This window comes from Rhizobium leguminosarum (assembly GCF_001679785.1).
GTDB classification, from domain to species: domain Bacteria; phylum Pseudomonadota; class Alphaproteobacteria; order Rhizobiales; family Rhizobiaceae; genus Rhizobium; species Rhizobium leguminosarum_R.
Genome location: NZ_CP016286.1, coordinates 2,288,737 through 2,305,005, shown reverse-complemented (window position 1 = coordinate 2,305,005; position 16,269 = coordinate 2,288,737). Strand labels below are relative to the sequence as shown.

The 16,269-nt window shown below is 63.5% G+C and carries 16 protein-coding genes; 10 read left to right on the top strand and 6 right to left on the bottom strand.

What is annotated here, in order from left to right; genetic code table 11:
- Positions 1 to 133 precede the first annotated feature (133 nt).
- The 5 genes from BA011_RS11550 to BA011_RS11530 all read left to right on the top strand — a co-directional run bounded on the left by BA011_RS11550 (position 134) and on the right by BA011_RS11530 (position 5,242).
- Positions 134 to 1,240, top strand: coding sequence for an adenylate/guanylate cyclase domain-containing protein (locus BA011_RS11550; protein WP_065280566.1), 1,107 nt, complete (start codon positions 134 to 136; stop codon positions 1,238 to 1,240).
- Between the two features lie 148 nt (positions 1,241 to 1,388).
- Positions 1,389 to 2,357, top strand: a complete 969-nt coding sequence (locus BA011_RS11545) for an ABC transporter substrate-binding protein (protein WP_065280565.1) — start codon at positions 1,389 to 1,391, stop codon at positions 2,355 to 2,357.
- Positions 2,358 to 2,376: 19 nt separating this feature from the next.
- A complete protein-coding gene (locus tag BA011_RS11540; protein WP_065280564.1) occupies positions 2,377 to 3,381 on the top strand; it encodes a FecCD family ABC transporter permease in 1,005 nt (334 codons plus the stop codon).
- Positions 3,378 to 4,415 carry a FecCD family ABC transporter permease gene (locus tag BA011_RS11535; RefSeq protein WP_065280563.1) on the top strand — a complete coding sequence of 346 codons (1,038 nt, stop codon included), beginning with the start codon at positions 3,378 to 3,380 and terminating at the stop codon, positions 4,413 to 4,415. The genes BA011_RS11540 and BA011_RS11535 overlap by 4 nt, the downstream gene beginning before the upstream one ends.
- Positions 4,416 to 4,423: 8 nt before the next feature.
- Entirely contained in the window at positions 4,424 to 5,242 is an 819-nt protein-coding gene (locus BA011_RS11530) for an ABC transporter ATP-binding protein (RefSeq protein WP_065280562.1), read from the top strand.
- Here BA011_RS11530 and BA011_RS11525 read toward each other — a convergent pair.
- A complete protein-coding gene (locus tag BA011_RS11525) occupies positions 5,223 to 5,906 on the bottom strand; it encodes a class I SAM-dependent methyltransferase (RefSeq protein WP_065280561.1) in 684 nt (227 codons plus the stop codon). The two genes, BA011_RS11530 and BA011_RS11525, sit on opposite strands and share 20 nt — an antisense overlap.
- A 159-nt stretch (positions 5,907 to 6,065) precedes the next feature.
- On the opposite strand from BA011_RS11525, the gene BA011_RS11520 reads away from it, so the two are divergent.
- Both BA011_RS11520 and BA011_RS11515 read left to right on the top strand, forming a co-directional pair.
- Positions 6,066 to 6,716: a winged helix-turn-helix domain-containing protein gene (locus BA011_RS11520; protein ID WP_065280560.1), complete on the top strand. Its 651-nt coding sequence runs from the start codon at positions 6,066 to 6,068 to the stop codon at positions 6,714 to 6,716.
- Entirely contained in the window at positions 6,713 to 7,939 is a 1,227-nt protein-coding gene (locus BA011_RS11515; protein WP_065280559.1) for an MFS transporter, read from the top strand. Before BA011_RS11520 ends, BA011_RS11515 begins: the two co-directional genes overlap by 4 nt.
- 12 nt (positions 7,940 to 7,951) lie before the next feature.
- On the opposite strand, the gene BA011_RS11510 is transcribed toward BA011_RS11515, so the two are convergent.
- Positions 7,952 to 8,851, bottom strand: coding sequence for a LysR family transcriptional regulator (locus BA011_RS11510; protein WP_065280558.1), 900 nt, complete (start codon positions 8,849 to 8,851; stop codon positions 7,952 to 7,954).
- A gap of 296 nt (positions 8,852 to 9,147) precedes the next feature.
- A complete protein-coding gene (locus BA011_RS11505; protein WP_065280557.1) occupies positions 9,148 to 10,071 on the bottom strand; it encodes a phytanoyl-CoA dioxygenase family protein in 924 nt (307 codons plus the stop codon).
- Between the two features lie 97 nt (positions 10,072 to 10,168).
- Here BA011_RS11505 and BA011_RS11500 point away from each other — a divergent pair, with 97 nt between their 5' ends.
- Positions 10,169 to 10,993 carry a helix-turn-helix transcriptional regulator gene (locus BA011_RS11500; protein WP_065280556.1) on the top strand — a complete coding sequence of 275 codons (825 nt, stop codon included), beginning with the start codon at positions 10,169 to 10,171 and terminating at the stop codon, positions 10,991 to 10,993.
- Positions 10,994 to 11,016: 23 nt separating this feature from the next.
- Here BA011_RS11500 and BA011_RS11495 read toward each other — a convergent pair whose 3' ends face one another.
- A complete protein-coding gene (locus BA011_RS11495; protein ID WP_065280555.1) occupies positions 11,017 to 12,039 on the bottom strand; it encodes an LLM class flavin-dependent oxidoreductase in 1,023 nt (340 codons plus the stop codon).
- Positions 12,040 to 12,120: 81 nt separating this feature from the next.
- On the opposite strand from BA011_RS11495, the gene BA011_RS11490 reads away from it, so the two are divergent.
- Positions 12,121 to 12,336 carry a hypothetical protein gene (locus tag BA011_RS11490; RefSeq protein ID WP_065280554.1) on the top strand — a complete coding sequence of 72 codons (216 nt, stop codon included), beginning with the start codon at positions 12,121 to 12,123 and terminating at the stop codon, positions 12,334 to 12,336.
- Between the two features lie 180 nt (positions 12,337 to 12,516).
- Here the strand turns inward: BA011_RS11490 and BA011_RS11485 are convergent, their stop codons facing one another.
- Positions 12,517 to 13,398: a transglutaminase-like domain-containing protein gene (locus BA011_RS11485; protein WP_065282505.1), complete on the bottom strand. Its 882-nt coding sequence runs from the start codon at positions 13,396 to 13,398 to the stop codon at positions 12,517 to 12,519.
- A 179-nt stretch (positions 13,399 to 13,577) separates the two neighbouring features.
- Positions 13,578 to 14,729, bottom strand: a complete 1,152-nt coding sequence (locus BA011_RS11480; protein WP_028740941.1) for an ROK family transcriptional regulator — start codon at positions 14,727 to 14,729, stop codon at positions 13,578 to 13,580.
- A gap of 209 nt (positions 14,730 to 14,938) precedes the next feature.
- Here BA011_RS11480 and BA011_RS11475 point away from each other — a divergent pair, with 209 nt between their 5' ends.
- Entirely contained in the window at positions 14,939 to 16,246 is a 1,308-nt protein-coding gene (locus BA011_RS11475) for an extracellular solute-binding protein (protein ID WP_065282504.1), read from the top strand.
- Positions 16,247 to 16,269: the final 23 nt, after the last annotated feature.

The window sequence follows — 16,269 nt, the reverse complement described above, 5'->3', positions numbered from 1 at the left end:
CCACCACGCCGAATGTTTTCGACAGCCGATGCGGACGGCCTTTGCGGGCGACAGGCCGAGTTGCTGGAAACGTCCCCACGATCACCCGGGGGATGTCCTTGCGGACGTCCACGTGGGCGTGCGATGTTAAGCGATGGATCTGCCGTCTCCCCTTGCCTGGCTGGTTGATGAGGCCGGAGCCTCGCCTGGTCCCGAACGGTTTCTGGCCGAGCTCGGGCGCCGGCTGCTGGCCGACGGACTGCCGCTTTCCGGCGGCACGCTGACGCTTTCGGTGCCGCATCCGATCATTGCGCGGCGCACCTGGTTGTGGCGGGCCGAGACCGGTGCTGTCATCGAGGCGCTGGCCTTTGCCGCGGCTCCGCAGAGCGAGGCCGGGCGCGACTGGCTGACCGGGCTTGGGCCGGTATGGGAGGAGCGAATAGGGCCTTCGCAGGATAGTCCCATGCTCGGCTGGGCGGGTATCGACAACCGGGCAGGGGCGGGCGCATTCGCTCCGGCCGACGCCGACAGGCTGCGCGAGGTTGCGCGTTTTGCCGCCGCACCGCTCGCAGCACTCGCGGCGCGGGAGGCGCGGGCAGCTCTGCTCGAAGCCTATCTCGGCCGGCGTAGTGCCGCCCGGGTGCAGGCCGGCGAGCTTGCCCGCGGCAACGGCGAAACCATCCGTGCCGCTCTTCTCTGCGCCGATCTGCGCGATTTCACCGCGCTTTCGGAGGTGACGGAGCCGCATGCGATGATTGCGACGCTTGACGCATGGTTCGACCGCGTCGCAGGCGCGGTGCACGCCTTCGGCGGCGAGGTGCTGAAATTCATGGGCGACGGCGTGCTGGCGATCTTTCCGGTCATGGGCGCTTCCGACGACGCAGGAAGGGTGTGCCACGGAGACCGGGAAGCCTGCGAGGCAGCACTCAGGGCGGTTGCTGCCAGCCGTGCCGGCATGGCCCATCTCGACCAGATACGCCTGGCGCAGGGGCTGGCGCCGCTGCCCTTCGGCGCGGCGCTGCATTTCGGGGAGATCCTGTGGGGCAATATCGGCGCAGCCGACCGGCTGGACTTTACCGCCATCGGCCCCGCCGTCAATCTGGTCAGCCGGCTGGAAGGGCTCTGCAAGCCGCTCGGCCGAAGCGTGCTGATCTCGGGCGCGGTGGCAGCGAATACGGCGACGGCGCTGACGCCGCTCGGAGAGCATACCTTGCGCGGCATTGCCCAGCCTTGCGCGGTCTTCACCCTGCCGGAGAGTTGAGCCGCAAGGCAGGCCAGGTGCCGGATACGGGGCGTGTCCTCCCGGCTGCCACTTTTGTCCAACCCCGAAATCCTGCAAGAGAATCATGATTGTTAAACTCCGCTTTTTTGGCTAAAGCCTGTCCGCACATTGGACGGAGGTTTCACACATGGCTCTATACGCACGCACATTTTTCTCTGCTCTGGGTCTGGCTGCAATGCTGATGGGAGCGGCCGCTCAGGCCGAAGAGGGCAAGAAAGTCTCGATCATTGACGACCGCGGCGTCACCGTCGAAGTCCCGGCGCAGCCGAAGCGCATTGCCTCGATTTCCTATTTCGCCGATGACGTCGCGCTGGCGCTCGGCATCAAGCCCGTTGCGAGCACCTATATGACGGCGGGCCGCGAACCCGATTTCCTGCTTGGCCTGACCTCCGGGATGAAGCAGATCGGCCAGCGTGCCAAGCCCAATCTGGAACTTCTTTCCGAAGCCAAGCCGGACCTGATCATCGCGATCCGCCGCTATACCGTCGGCAACGCGGCGCAGCTGCAGAACATCGCCCCCTATGTCGCTTACAATATGGAACTGCTCGAAGAGAGCTACAGCGAAACCGCCGCGCTTTCGAAGCTGCTCGGCAAGCCCGAACGCGGCGAGCAGCTGAATGCCGATTTCCGCAAGCATCTTGCAGAATACGCAGCCAAGGCGCCGAAGGATGTTCATCCCCGCTTCCTGATCATGTGGGGCGGCGCAACACCTTTCGCCTTCCACACGGAAAATACCTCGGCTTCGATCGTCGCCGCAATCGGCGGTGACAATATTCCGGGGCCGAAGAGCCCAGGTGGTGAATTCGGCATCGATCTCAGCCTCGAAACCATGCTGGAGAAGGACCCCGAGGTCATCTTCATCTATGATTCCGGCCCGGATCGTCCGCATGAGAGCAATCCGATCTGGTCGCAGCTGTCGGCGGTCAAGAACAACCGGGTCTTCTATGTCGGCGACCAGTGGGTCGAGACCAATGGCCCGATCGCCCGCGAAATCGTCCTGCGCGAGGCCGCACATTATCTCTATCCCGACACGTTCCCGGCCATTGATGTCAAAGCGGAGGCCGCCAAGCTGATCCCCGCCGAACTGCAGAACTAAGCAGCGGAAAAGACTTGCGATGAGCTCGCGGCAATCGTCTCTGGCCATTGGGCTCATCGTCATGGCCTCCATGCTGGCGGTGATGCTCGGATTGCTGGTCGGCGCAAAGCCGATTTCGATCGAGACGGCGTTCCGCGTGCTCCTCGCACCCGACGGGAAGATCGAATCCATCCTGGTCTGGACGCTGCGCCTGCCGCGCAGCCTGACGGCCGTTGCCGGCGGGGCGGGGCTTGCCGTTTCCGGCTATGTGCTGCAGACGCTCACGCGCAATCCGCTGGCCGATCCCGGCATCACCGGGGTGACATCGGGGGCGGTTGCGCCGATCGTTTGCTGTTTCGTGTTCGTGCCCTGGCTGTCGCCCATCTATTATCCCTTCATCGGCCTTGCCGGCGGGCTCGCGGCTGCCTCGGTAACATTCTGGGTGTCGCGCGGCGGGCAGGGGCGGCCCTTGCAGCTCGCGCTCGGCGGCGTCAGCATCTCCCTCTTTCTCGGCGCGATCACCACCTATGTGCTGCTGCTGACCGGCCCCCAATCGGCATCGCTGCTCTTTTGGCTGGCCGGCGGCTTCCAGGGGCGCACCTGGTCACATCTCGCCTACATGCTGCCCTGGACAATCACTGGTGTCGTCGGGGCGCTCGCTCTCCGGCGCGTGATCGGCATGTTCATGCTGAGCGATCATGCGGCGGCCGGCATGGGGCTTCAGCTCGGCCTATGGAAACCTCTCATCCTCATTCTCGCAGTCATCCCGGTGGCAGGTGTCGCACCGGTCGCCGGGCCGGTCGCTTTCGTCGGCCTTGCCGCTCCCCATGTCGCGCGGCTGCTCAAGCCGCAGGGCACGGGATGGGAGATCGGATTATCCGCCGCCCTCGGCGCGCTGATCGTCACAGTCGCCGACGTTATCGCCCGCAGCGTCGCCATTCCGCGCGAGCTGCCAGTCGGCATCATTACCGCGCTGCTCGGCGGTCCCGTCTTCATTTACCTCATCCAGCGCGGGCAGCTCAACCTTGCAGGTGAGACGCGATGAGCGCTTCGGTATCGACAAGGGGCGGTTCCGCAGCCGTGTGGATGGTTGCCGCGCTTGCCGCATTGGCGGTCCTGTCGCTTGCCGCTGCGATCTTCCTCGGCGTCGCCGACATTCCGATCGCTGATGTCGTTGCCGTGCTGACTGGCAGCGGCTCCTCCGAAGCACGTTCGATCATCCTCGATATCCGGCTTCCGCGCATCGTCACCGGCATCCTGGCCGGCATCCATTTTTCGCTGGCGGGATATCTGTTACAGACCATCACCCGCAATCCGCTTGCCGACCCGTCGCTGATGGGTGTGTCGCAAGGGGCGACGCTCTCCGTCACGATCTTCCTGCTGTTCACCGTCTATATCTTCCAGCCCGGCTCGAACACGCTTGCCGAGCTGCCGGTCGCCTGGCTGCCCGCTGCCGGGCTCGCCGGCGGCATGCTCGCCGGCGGCGCCATCTATCTGCTTGCCTTTCGGCTCGGCCTGAGTGCCCTGCGCATCACGCTCTGCGGTGTGGCGGTCGGCGCTGTGCTGCATGCGGTGGCGATCGGCCTCATCGCCGGATGGGGATCGGCCCGCATCGAAATCATTCTCGAATGGCTTTCGGGCAGCCTTTATGCCCGCAGCTGGGATCACGCGCTCTTCCTGCTGCCGTTCACGATCGCCGGACTGGCAATGTTGCCGGTCATTTACCGGCCGCTGATGCTGCTGCAATTCGATGCGCCCGTCGCCCGGTCCTTCGGGCTTGCCTATCGGCGGCAGTTCACGCTCGTGCTGATCGTGTCTTGCGCACTTGCGGCGAGCGCCGTCGGCGCGGTCGGTCCGGTCGTCTTCGTCGGACTCATCGTGCCGCATCTCGCCCGCTTTTTGGCGGGGAGGAATTTCATCCTGTCGCTTGCCCTGACGATCGTGCTCGGCGCCATCATCGTCACGCTCGGCGATCTCGCCGGCCGGCTGCTGGGACAGGCGGAGGAAATCCCGATCGGGGTGGTGACGGCTGTTTTCGGCGTGCCGCTTCTGCTCGCGCTGCTGCGCAAAACCATGTGAGGCCGAAAATGCCATTGTCCTGCTCTGACCTGTCGGTGATGTACGGCCAGCGAAAGGCTCTCACCAGCTTCAGACTTTCGCTTGAAAAGGGCGAGATTCGAGCGCTGATCGGTCCGAACGGCTCGGGCAAGAGCACGGCGCTGCATGCGCTTGCAGGCCTGATCAAACCGGCGGAGGGCAAGGCGTCGCTGGACGGCGTTGCTGTCACCTCGATGTCGCGGCGGATGCTGGCGAGGAGGTTGGCATTCTTGCCGCAACAGCCGGCCGCACCGGACGAGATGACTGTCGCCCAACTCGTCCGGCAGGGCCGCTATCCGCATGTCGGTCTGTTCCGCTCCTATGACAGCGGCGACGAGAAGGCGATCGAATGGGCGCTCGAAAGCACCGGACTTACAGGACTTGCCGATCGCAGCCTTCGGGAACTGTCCGGGGGCGAGCGGCAAAGGGCGTGGATATCAGCCGCCCTTGCGCAGGAAGCGGAGATCCTGTTGCTCGATGAGCCGACGTCCTTCCTCGATATCGGCTACCAGGTCGAAGTGCTCGACCTGGTGCATCGTCTGAGCCGGGAAAAGGGCGTCACCGTCGTCATGGCGATCCACGACATCAACCAGGCAATCGCCGTCAGTGACCGCATCTCGCTGCTCGAAAAGGGACAGCTCAGATTTGACGGCGCACCGCACGAGCTGGCCGAATGCGAGCTGATCCAGCAAATCTTCCGCGTTAGGGGCCGCTTCGTCCAGGTCGGTCCGGACAGCCCGCCGCATTTCGACGTCGAGCTGATGCGGCTTCAGCGGGCCGAAACTGGGATTAGCGCTTCACCAGCCTGAAGACGATTTTAGTCTGGGTATAGTAAGTCAGCGCATCGGCGAAGTCCGGCGTCCATCCGTCCGCGACGAAGGGGATGAAGCCGTCATATTCGAGCTTGCGGGCCGAAACCTGAAAGCCCGCCTTTTCGAAGGCGCGGCCATAATCGGTGATCGATCGATCCTGAACGACAGTATTCGTACGGTTGGCGACGAACTCGCGCCATTTCGGCCAGAGCGGGTTGTCGGTATGGCATCCCGTCACCGCATAATAGACGCCGCCCGGCTTCAGCGCTCGCCAGATATCGGCGGCGTGGGCGTTGATATCGGGAACGAGGTAGATGACCTCGTGGCTGATGGCCAGATCGAATTCCTCAGCCCAGCCTTCCAGCTGGCCGCCAACCTGGTGCTGGATCGGCAGGTTGCCTTTCAGCGTCTCTGCCTTGGCGATCGAGGTTTCGGCGATGTCGATGCCGAGCGCCTTGCGGAACGGGCGTATCGCATTGAGGTGCCGCAGCAGGCCGCCCTGATTGCAACCGAAATCAAGCACACTCTTGTCGGTCAGGTCCCGCTCAACGATGAGGTCGATCAGGTGGCGCCAGATTGGCGCATGCCCATCGGCCATCCTGTCCTCGGCATCTGGATCGATATACCACGTGCCGATGTTTTTCTGCGCTTCCTCAGCCATCCTCTTGCCCCTCGCATCATGCCGATCACGGTGACGGTCTTAAAATGCGTGGTCATGCTTGGCTAGATCAGAAGCCGGTTTTCGAGCGCCTTCCACAGCCGTCAAATTTTTTGCAAAGAAAGTTTTGCAAAGATATGTTTGCGATTATATGCTTCGCGCATGAAACATCCGCACACCAAACCTGCCGCAGATGCCGCCGCTGCCCGCACCGTTAGCCGGGTCGTGCCCGAGCCGACCGCGCTGAAGGCGCTGGCGCATCCTGTCCGACTGCGCATGCTCGGCATGCTCAGGATCGATGGGCCTGCCACGGCGACGCAGCTTGCCGCGCGGCTCGGCCTGAACAGCGGTGCGACGAGCTATCATCTGCGCCAGCTTGCTCAGTACGGCTTCATCGAGGAGGCGCCGCATGCCTCGCGGCGCGACCGCTGGTGGCGCGCCGGCCATGAGCTGACCTCGGTGCCGCCAAGTGAGGCCGAAGGGGAGGCGCTCGATCTCGACATCGCCTTCAACCAGGCCGCACTCTCGCTGCAGGTCGGCCAGATGCAGCAGGCGCTGGAGGAATATGCCGAGCTGCCGGCTGAATGGCGCAAGGCGACGGCTGCCGACGACATCATCATCCCGATGACGGCGGCACAGGCCGAGGCCCTGACGAACCGGTTGCGCGACATCATCCTGGAGGCGATGCGGGCGGCCCCACCGCTCGGGGAGGCGGCGTCGCAGGAATCCGGCATGGTTCCCTTCTATGTCATGTTGCACGCCTTTCCCTATCCGGGCCGCGTTCCGCATTGCGAAGGGGAGGATAAGCAGTGAGACGGGGCGGGCCGTTCCTGGCGCTCGCGGCTGCCGAGACATTCTCGCTCTCCGGCACGCGGCTTTCGACCATCGCAATTCCCTGGCTGGTGCTGAGCACGACGGGCAGCCCGGTGCTGACAGGCCTGACGGCAATGATGGAGATGCTGCCCTATGTTATCGCCAAGGCGCTCGGCGGACCGCTGATCGACCGCGCCGGCGCCAAGAGCATCGCCATCATCTGCGACACCGCCTCGGTGCTCGTGGTCGCTCTGGTGCCGCTTCTCGATCTCTTCGGCATGCTCGGCATGCCGGTGCTGCTGCCGCTCGTCTTTGCCATGGGCGTGCTGCGCGGCCCCTCCGATGCGGCCAAGCAGGCGATGGTTCCCGATATCGCCACACTCGCCAATGTACCGCTCGAACGAGTGACCGGCGTTGCGAGCGCCATCGAGCGGCTGGCCTCGACGGCGGGTGCGGCCGGCGCCGGCGCTTTGATCGGGCTGATCGGCCCCGGCCAGGCGCTGCTCGTCAATGCCGCCACCTTCGCCGCCGCCGCGCTGATCGTTGCCGCTGGCATACCCGGGACGCGACGCACGCCCGCGCCCGAGACTCGACCGGTCGAGCGGGCTTCCTATATCGAGGATCTGCGCGAAGGCTGGCGCTTTCTGCGCGGCGATGCGGTGCTCGTCAGCATCGTCGCCATGGTGGCGGTTACCAATCTCTTCGACCAAGCCTATCATGCCGTGCTGCTGCCGGTCTGGACACGGGATGCCGGTCATGGCCCGGAGTTGCTCGGTGCGATGTTCGCCGCCTTCGCCGGCGCCTCGATCGCAGGCGCGGCGATTGCCGCGGCGATCGGCGAGCGCATGCCGCGACTGATGGTCTATACGGTGGCCTTCCTCTTGACCGGTTTTCCGCGCTTTCTCGTTCCGGCGCTGGACGCGCCCATCGGCCTCGTCTTTGCGACGCTCGCCATAGCAGGATTCGCGTCGGGCTTCCTCAACCCGATCCTGTCGGCGGTCATCTTCGAGCGCATCCCCAAGCCGCTGACTGGTCGCGTCACCGCATTGAACACCGCCCTCTGCTTCGCCCTCATCCCTTTCGGCGGCCTCGCCGGCGGCGCGCTGATCAGCACGCTCGGCCTTGCCGCGGCGCTGTTCCTGATGGGGATTGCCTATCTCGCGGCAACGCTTGCGCCGCTGGCGCTGAAGAGCTTTCGCGGGTTTGACAGGGGCCTCGCCTGAAGCGTCCAGACTCTAGCCGCGCCCAAGCTCTTCGACGATCAGATCGATGAAGCGGCGGACACGTGGTTCCAGCAGGCGCTTGTCGGGATAGAGCGTGACGATCTTTGCGTCGTCGGTTTCGAAGTCGGCCAGGATCTGCCGGAGGCGGCCGGCGGCGAGATCGTCGATGATGAGAAAATCGGGAAGCAGTGCGATGCCCAGCCCCGCCAAGGTGGCGTCGCGGATCGCCTCTCCGCTGTCGAGCCTTAGTCGGCTGCGGCCCTGCGCCTTGATCCAGGAACCGCCTTCCCCGCGAAAGCGCCAGCCCTGTCTTTGATTGCGGCCGGCGAAGATCAGGCAGTCGTGGACCGCGAGATCGTCGATATCGCGCGGCTCGCCGCGCTCGGCAAGGTAGGACGGCGAGGCGCAGAGCCGCGCCTTATAGGTGGCGATCACGCGTGAGACCAGGCGGGTGTCCGTCGCCGTCGCGCCGACCCGGATCGCCAGATCGAAGCCCTCCTCGACAATGTCGGCCAGGCGATCGGTGAAGCTCACTTCGACCTGGATGTCGGGCCAGGCCCGAAGATATTTTTCAAGCAAAGGCAGCACGACGAGCCGCCCGAAAGCATCGGGAACGGTAAGCCGGAGAACGCCCCGCGGCGTGCTGTTCTGTCCCGCCACGCTCGCTTCCGCCTCGTCGACCGATACAAGGATCTGCAGCCCGCGCTCGTAAAACATCCGGCCTTCGTCGGTCAGGCTCAACGTCCTCGTCGTGCGGTTGAGCAGGCGCGCGCCGAGCCGGTCTTCCAGACGGGTGACAGCCTTGCCTGCCGCCGAACGCGACAGGCCCATGGCCTGGCCGCCGGCGATAAAGCTTCCGGCATCGACGACGGCCATGAAGATCAGAATATCGTTCAGGTTCGTACGCGGCATCAGGCAACTCGCGCGGTTCGGCTACAGCCATAAGTCGGTCAGTCATGGGATCGATTCAAGGTTCCGACCATCAACGCCCAACGCGGCAGTAAGGTCCGACCGCTTCGCTTCTGTGTCGACATGCCTTCGTCAAACAAGCTGCTAATAGCAGCCATCGCGCCGGTCGCCGGTCAACAAGGGTGGCCGGGGCACGACAAACAGGAAGGAAAACATGACCGCCAATGTCGGCTAACGCGCGGCTGGCACATCGAGGTCAGACGATCGGGGTTCTGCCGAATGGGCCCTGGAAAGCCGGACTACAGCATATCACCGAGACTCCAATGGTTGTTCCATCGGACGTCGATCTCGTCGTCGACATTCTGATATCTTATATCGGTGGAGAGGCGCAGCCGCCGGCTGCGGTCCTGGTTGATGGTCGAGGCGTGGATCATGTAGGGCGAGTGGAGCACCACGTCGCCGGCCTCATAATCGGCGGCGAGCCAGCGGGTGTCGAAGCGCTCCGCCATATCGGGCAGATCCTTCGAGATCCATCCGCCTTCCGCCATATGGCGGTTATAGGCACTGACCCGCTCTTCCGCAGAAAGATCCCCGCTTGCGGCCTGGAACTCGGCCTCCATCCTGACGCCCAGCGCGTGCGAGCCTTCGAGATAGACCAGGCCGCCCATCTCGGTGGGGATGTCGCCGATCGGAATCCAGGCCGTCACCAGGCGGCTGGTGCCGCCGCGGAGATAGACGAGATCGTAGTGGGCGGGTGTGGCCGTCGGCGTTCCCGGTTGTACGAAACGCATGATCTTGCGCTTGTGGAGATAGGAGATACCCTGCAGGAAATCGTCCATGAATCGGGCGAGTGGCGGTTGCGCACAGAAGCCTTCATAGGCGGCGGAGCGGACGAGCGACATCAGGCGCCGGTCCGCCAGGCTTTTGTCGAAGCCACCGGCAGACGCCAAGCCCAGCGAAAAATCGCTTCCGGGCTCGACCAGCCCGGTTTCGGCGAGGCGTTCGAAAACCCAACGGCGAAAATCGATCACATCGGCCCGCGGCAGAAGGCCCTTCAGCCAGACATAACCATCGTCCTGATAGCGGCGGCGGATGGCGTCGATGCCGATGCCAGGATCGGTCGGCGCGAGCCAACCGATCCGCTCAACGGGCAAGGTTCTGCCATTTGCGGCAAGAGGCCAATCCATCTTGCGGGCTTGCATGACCTCCGCAGCAATTGACATTTTACTCCTCCGTCGCTTGAGTTGGCTTGTCATCAATTACCTGATCCGGCATACCAACCGACATAGAGGAAATTCATAGCTGGACTTTTCGCTCACCATGAGAGACGCCGAAGCCATCTATAGAACGCCGCTCGGTGCGGCCGGCGGACTGGCAGTCACCGGCAGCGGCAGGCAGCATGCCCGCCGTGCGGTGACGGACCGGAAACTACCGAGTTTCGCCGTCGTGCTGGTGGAGCGGGGGCAAGGCTGGCTGGAAACCGTCGCCACCGGCCGCATGAGCCTGGCCGGACCTTCACTGTTCTGGCTGTTTCCCAACCGCGTGCATTCCTACGCCCCCGACGGAGACGGCTGGGACGAGCGCTGGGTGCTTTTCGAAGGGTCGTTCACGCGGGACTTCGTGAGGCTGAGGATCATCGCGGAGCGACATCCCGTCGTGGCCCTGCATCATCTCGACGAGGTGGTGCGGCTCTTCGGCAAACTTCATGCCGATCTGCTTGACGACACCAACCTCGGGCAGGCGTCGGCGGCATTGATGCTGCATCGCATCGTCGTGTCAGCCGCCAGACAGGCAAGCGGCGCGGCCGATCGACGCCAGGAAAGGCGGGATATGGCCGACATCGTGGAAACACTACGGCGGCGGGCGATGCAACCGTTGGACCTCGCAGCCTTTGCCGCCGAGCACGGCATGTCTCCGGCCACGCTGCGCAGGCGGTTCACGCTCGAAACCGGACTGCCTCCCAAGGCATTTCAGCTTCGGGCGCGCATGGATCATGCCAAACAACTATTGGCAACTACCGACGAAAAGATCGAAACGGTGGCCGCCATGATCGGCCTCGATGACCCGTTTTATTTTTCGCGGATCTTTCACGAACGCGAGGGCTGCAGCCCTCGCGAATTCCGTGCGAGATATCCGCGGGTTTGAGCGCCCGGAGTGATGGCAGCGCGTCAGCGCCAACCCATCGCAGGCGCGACGTGGGTGAGGATCGCTTCGATGACGTGGGTGTTATATTCGACGCCGAGCTGGTTGGGGACGGTGAGCAGCAGGGTGTCGGCCTCGGCGATCGCCTCGTCTTCGGCGAGTTGCTTGATCAGGGCATCGGGTTCGGCGGCATAGCTGCGGCCGAAGATCGCCCGGGTCTTCTCGTCGATGAAGCCGATTTTGTCCTCACCGTCGTTGCCGTAACCGAAATAGGCGCGGTCGCGGTCGTCCACCAGCGCGAAGATGCTGCGGCTGACCGAGATGCGCGGCCGGCGCGTGTGGCCGGCTTCTTTCCAGGCCGCGCGGTAAGCGCGGATCTGGTCGGCCTGCTGGACGTGGAAGGGCTCTCCCGTCTCATCGTCCTTCAGCGTCGAGCTCTGCAGGTTCATGCCGAGCTTGGCCGCCCAGACAGCGGTGGCGTTGGAACTTGCGCCCCACCAGATCCGCTCGTGCAGGCCTTCCGAATGCGGCTCGAGGCGCAAGAGGCCGGGCGGGTTCGGAAACATCGGCCGCGGGTTCGGCTTGGCAAAACCTTCGCCGCGCAGCACCTCGAGGAAGACTTCGGCATGGTGGCGAGCCATGTCGGCCTCGCTCTGGCCTTCGGGCGGGGCGTAGCCGAAATGGCGCCAGCCATCGATCACCTGTTCGGGCGAGCCGCGGCTGATGCCGAGTTGCAGGCGGCCGCCGGCGATGAGGTCGGCCGCACCGGCATCCTCGGCCATATAAAGCGGGTTCTCGTAGCGCATGTCGATGACGGCGGTGCCGATCTCGATCCGGTTGGTTCTAGCACCGACGGCTGATAGCAGCGGGAAGGGTGCGGCCAGCTGTCGGGCGAAATGATGCACGCGAAAATACGCTCCGTCAGCCCCGAGTTCCTCGGCCGCCACCGCAAGCTCGATCGACTGCAGCAGCGCATCGCCGGCTGAGCGCGTCTGCGATTGGGGTGAGGGCGTCCAGTGCCCGAACGAGAGGAAACCGATCTTCTTCATGCCGATGCCGCACCTTGATCTGTTGTATCTTGGGTCGATCGGTCATGGCACAGTTTCGGTCTGGAAGACAATCGGAACCGGATGGCTGCGGCGTATCACTTATCCGGCATTTGGCGTACTATCCGCCGCCATAACCGACAGCATTCGCGCGACACCTTCGCACCTTCGAAACTCGGCGATCGTATCGCGACCTTCGACGCGGAACTCTCCGAGTTGCTACGCGCCTATTCGAATGATGATTGGTTGAGCTTTGTCGTACGCACCAGGATTGTCTGGGGCGAAATCAAGCTGATCTGAGAAGAGACGATGTTTGGTAGAGACAAAGGCGCGGCAGGAGCCGCGCAGACCACCTCTCCGCCATTCCTGTGACGAGCACAGGAAATGAGGGTGGGTGGTGTTCGCGCTAGATTGTTTTGCCGACGGCGGTATGGCGCGCGAACGCGTCATGGACCGACCGACAATAGTCCCATCTCAAGATCACGCGCCGCCAACATTCTCCATCTGCTGCCGCACGCCGTTGAAGACCTGCGCCGGCACATGCAGCCCGGCATCGTCCTGGTAGAGGGCCTGCAGCTCGCCGAAGCGTTGGTCTACGTCGACCGTCAGCGCGGCGAGACGATCGAAGCGCGCCAAGCCACCCGGAGATATTTCTTCCTCGGGCTGCGGCATCGCTCCCCAATCGTCCCAGGGAAGCATCTCCATGTTATTGAGGGCGGCGAAGTCGCGCACGAGGTTCATGGCAATGAACCAGAAACCGGACTCGTCGAAGATGCCGAATTTCGCGGGGTCGGCGGCACCGGCGCGACAGCGCTGCCAGGTTTCGCCGGCGCTGAGGAATTTGCCCGGCGGCTGGTCGAGGGGATCGAAATCGAGCTGCAAGGCGGTGCGCTGAAGATCGTCGATTTGGAAGTCCGCAGAGACCCAGCGCTCTCCGTCCCAATATTCGGCGATCCAGTGATCGATGCCCTTACCGGCCTCGAAATACATGCCGAAGCCGCAGCGGGCGCGTGCCGGGACGCCCTGGGCCTTGAGTGCCGCGCAGGCGAGCACGGTGAAATGGCGGCACACGCCGATGCTGCGCTTCTCCGGTGGGCGCGGGATGTCGAGTGGGGCAGGATCGATCCCCATGATCGTATCGAGTATCTCTTGCGCCGGCCGCGTGTGTGACTGCGCCCTTCGCGCCGGGGTGAGCGGCTGATTGTAGCGCGGAGCCCAGGCTTCATGCAGCAGCGCGCCTTGCACGGCCGTAGCAACGGTTTCGACGCCCTTGAGCGCTGCAAGGGCGGGGGCATGCGGCCCGGTCGATGTCATCTGGCCGGGGCGCGTGTAGAAATCGACAGGGCTCTCATATCCGCTCATGCCGGGTAGTATGATAAAATCGGCGAGGCAGGGCAAGGTCCCGCAGGCCATGCGTGAGGCCCGCGAGCGGATCACGGGAGGTCCTTATCGCGCAGCATCAAGCGGAAGGAGAGGGACAGCCATAAGCGGCTGAGCGGGAGTCAGTTTCTGGCTCGGTGGAGCCGTCGAAGCGCCTGAAATCAATAATAGGCCGACTTGAACGGGGTGATTGCCGCACCCATGGCCGAGGCGTCGCTTGAGATCTCGGAGATGATCAGCTTCGGGCGCGGGCGCTGCACGCCGTAGCGCGGCCGATCGAAATTCTCGGTCCGGTCGATCAGCATCTGTGCCAGAGCGGTGGGAACCTGGCCGCCGAAGACGATTGCCTGCGGATCGAAAACGGCCCAGATCGCATTGATCAGGCGGCTATAGGCGGGCGTGACCTCGTCCACCCATTCGGCGACACCTGGCCATTTCGGGTCGAAATGCTTGCGCATATAGCTGATCGAGGGAACGTCGACGCCGTTGCGGTTGAGTTTTTCGATCAGCCACTGCAAGGCCGGCCGGCGTTTGCTCTCCTCGGCGTCGTACATCCCCGAGAATTCGCCGGCATTGCCGATGCCGCCCAGCAGCAGTTCGCCGTCGCTGATCAGGCCGCCGCCAAATCCGTAGTTGAAGCTCAGATAGGCAAAGTGCTTGATATAGCGGCCGACGCCGAACATGGATTCGGCGATCGCTCCCGTCTTGCCGCCGTTGCGCACCCAGGCGGGCTTGCCGAAAAATTCCGTGAGCAGCGGGCCGAGTTCGATCAGCGACCATTCATGCAGCGGGAGGGGCGCATTGTATCGGGTGCCGCTGATGTGAAAGCCGGCAATGGCAAAGCCGATACCGAAGAAGGCCTCTTCGGAAAGATTGTTCACCCTCTGATGTTCGATCAGCTGCTCGCGAACCAGATCGAGCGACTGGGCCATGGTGCGTTCGCGCAAGGCGACGCTGCTTTCGGCGAGCACATTGCCTGATATATCCATCAAGCAGATGCCGATGATGTCGGTATTGACCGAGATGCCACAGGAATAAGCGTAGCGGCCGTCGAGCCGGAGTGTCGGGCTCGGCTGGCCGCGGCCGGTGCCGGGTTTCGGCGAGCCGAAGGAGACGATGCCGCGTTCCTCCAGCTGGTCGATGATGCGGTAGACGGATTGCTGGGTGAGATCGGTGTGGGCGGTGACTTCCGATCGGGAAAGGCCGGGATGACGCCAGATCAGCTTCAGCAGGTCGCGTTCGTTCGGCGAGACGACGCCGCCGCCTTCGCGCAGGAAGCGGGTCGCGATGAGTGTCTCAGGAAAGTAGGCCATATCAACACTTCCCTCGTTAAAAATTACTACAGAGGTGTAGTAATAATTTTTGGTGCTTTCGGTTGTCTGTTGCGTCTCCCCTTTATCAGCGGCCTCTCTTCCCATCAAGTGTCACGTGCGCGTCACTAAATTGTTACACACTACGTGTAATAAATGCGCCGTCACAGAGCCGGGCTCGAACCCGGCTATCAAAACAGGCGAGGGCAATGATGAAGATTTCCATCCTGGCGGCTGCTGCCGCGCTGATGGCGGGCGCGTGTTCTGCGCAGGCCGCCAATATCGAATTCTGGTACGGCAATACGGGCGTCGTCGAAAAGGCGATCCAGGATCAGTGCGCCGCTTTCAATGCCGCGCAATCCGAGCATCGCATCACCTGCGTCGGCCAGGGCAGCTACGAAGTGTCGATGCAGAAGGCGATTGCCGCCTTCCGCGCCAACAAGCATCCCGTCCTCATCCAGTTCTTCGACGCCGGCACGCTCGACCTGATGCTGTCGGATGCCGTCGTTCCGGTCCAGGACGTGCTGCCCGAGGTCAAGTGGGACAATTATATCGCCGGCGCCCGGGCCTATTACGAAACCTCCGGCGGCAAGCTTTTCGCCCAGCCCTACAATTCCTCGACGCTGCTGTTCTACACCAACAAGACCGAGCTGCAGAAAGCCGGCATCACCAAGACGCCTGCGACCTGGGAAGAGATCATCGAGGCCGCCCGCAAGCTGAAGGCTTCGGGTCATGCCTGCCCCTTCACCACCGATGGCGACACCTGGCGCGTGCTCGAACAGTTTTCCGCCCGCCATGGCCTGCCGATTGCTTCGCGGCATAACGGCTATGATGGTCTCGACGCCGAATATGTGTTCAACACCACCTTCGCCGCCAAGCATCTCCAGAACCTGATCGACTGGCGCAAGGAAGGCCTCGTCAAGCTCAATGCCGATACCAAGGCCGGCAACTTCACCGCCGCCTTCAACACCGGCGAATGCGCGATGATGGAGAATTCCTCGGGTTCCTATACCGCCTCGGCCAAGGCGTTCGAAGGCAAATACGAACTGTCAGTCGGCATGGCGCCGATGTATGAGGGTTACGAGCGCCACAACACGCTCGTCGGCGGTGCCTCGATCTACATCATGAGGGGTCACGACAAGGCCGAGGTCGAAGGCGCCAAGGCCTTCCTCGACTTCCTGCGCCGTCCCGAACAGCAGATGTTCCTCACCGCCGCCACCGGCTACGTCCCCGTCACCAACGATGTGATGGATGCGATCGTGAAAAGCGGCGAGGCGAACGCGCCGAAATATGCGACGGCCGCCGTCGGCATCGAGTCGATGAACCAGCCGCGCACGCCGGATACCCGCGGCATCCGTCTCGGCTTCTACGTGCAGTTCCGCCAGGTGTTCATGGAAGAGACGCAGAAGGCCTTTGCCGGCCAGGAGACCATGCAGGCGGCGCTCGACAACGCCAAGAAGCGCGGCGACGAGTTGCTGCGCCGCTTCGAGCAGACCTACAAGGGCGTGAGGATGCAGTGATCCCGACATCTCACGCGCGGGAC

Bases quoted from the DNA above. Each gene is read 5' to 3' on its own strand.
- BA011_RS11500 (WP_065280556.1), top strand. From the start codon at position 10,169: ATGAGAGACGCCGAAGCCATCTATAGAACGCCGCTCGGTGCGGCCGGC.
- BA011_RS11520 (WP_065280560.1), top strand. From the start codon at position 6,066: ATGAAACATCCGCACACCAAACCTGCCGCAGATGCCGCCGCTGCCCGC.
- BA011_RS11540 (WP_065280564.1), top strand. From the start codon at position 2,377: ATGAGCTCGCGGCAATCGTCTCTGGCCATTGGGCTCATCGTCATGGCC.
- BA011_RS11510 (WP_065280558.1), bottom strand. From the start codon at position 8,851: ATGCCGCGTACGAACCTGAACGATATTCTGATCTTCATGGCCGTCGTC.
- BA011_RS11505 (WP_065280557.1), bottom strand. From the start codon at position 10,071: ATGTCAATTGCTGCGGAGGTCATGCAAGCCCGCAAGATGGATTGGCCT.
- BA011_RS11525 (WP_065280561.1), bottom strand. From the start codon at position 5,906: ATGGCTGAGGAAGCGCAGAAAAACATCGGCACGTGGTATATCGATCCA.
- BA011_RS11535 (WP_065280563.1), top strand. From the start codon at position 3,378: ATGAGCGCTTCGGTATCGACAAGGGGCGGTTCCGCAGCCGTGTGGATG.
- BA011_RS11495 (WP_065280555.1), bottom strand. From the start codon at position 12,039: ATGAAGAAGATCGGTTTCCTCTCGTTCGGGCACTGGACGCCCTCACCC.
- BA011_RS11485 (WP_065282505.1), bottom strand. From the start codon at position 13,398: ATGAGCGGATATGAGAGCCCTGTCGATTTCTACACGCGCCCCGGCCAG.
- BA011_RS11475 (WP_065282504.1), top strand. From the start codon at position 14,939: ATGAAGATTTCCATCCTGGCGGCTGCTGCCGCGCTGATGGCGGGCGCG.
- BA011_RS11530 (WP_065280562.1), top strand. From the start codon at position 4,424: ATGCCATTGTCCTGCTCTGACCTGTCGGTGATGTACGGCCAGCGAAAG.
- BA011_RS11545 (WP_065280565.1), top strand. From the start codon at position 1,389: ATGGCTCTATACGCACGCACATTTTTCTCTGCTCTGGGTCTGGCTGCA.
- BA011_RS11480 (WP_028740941.1), bottom strand. From the start codon at position 14,729: ATGGCCTACTTTCCTGAGACACTCATCGCGACCCGCTTCCTGCGCGAA.
- BA011_RS11550 (WP_065280566.1), top strand. From the start codon at position 134: ATGGATCTGCCGTCTCCCCTTGCCTGGCTGGTTGATGAGGCCGGAGCC.
- BA011_RS11490 (WP_065280554.1), top strand. From the start codon at position 12,121: ATGGCTGCGGCGTATCACTTATCCGGCATTTGGCGTACTATCCGCCGC.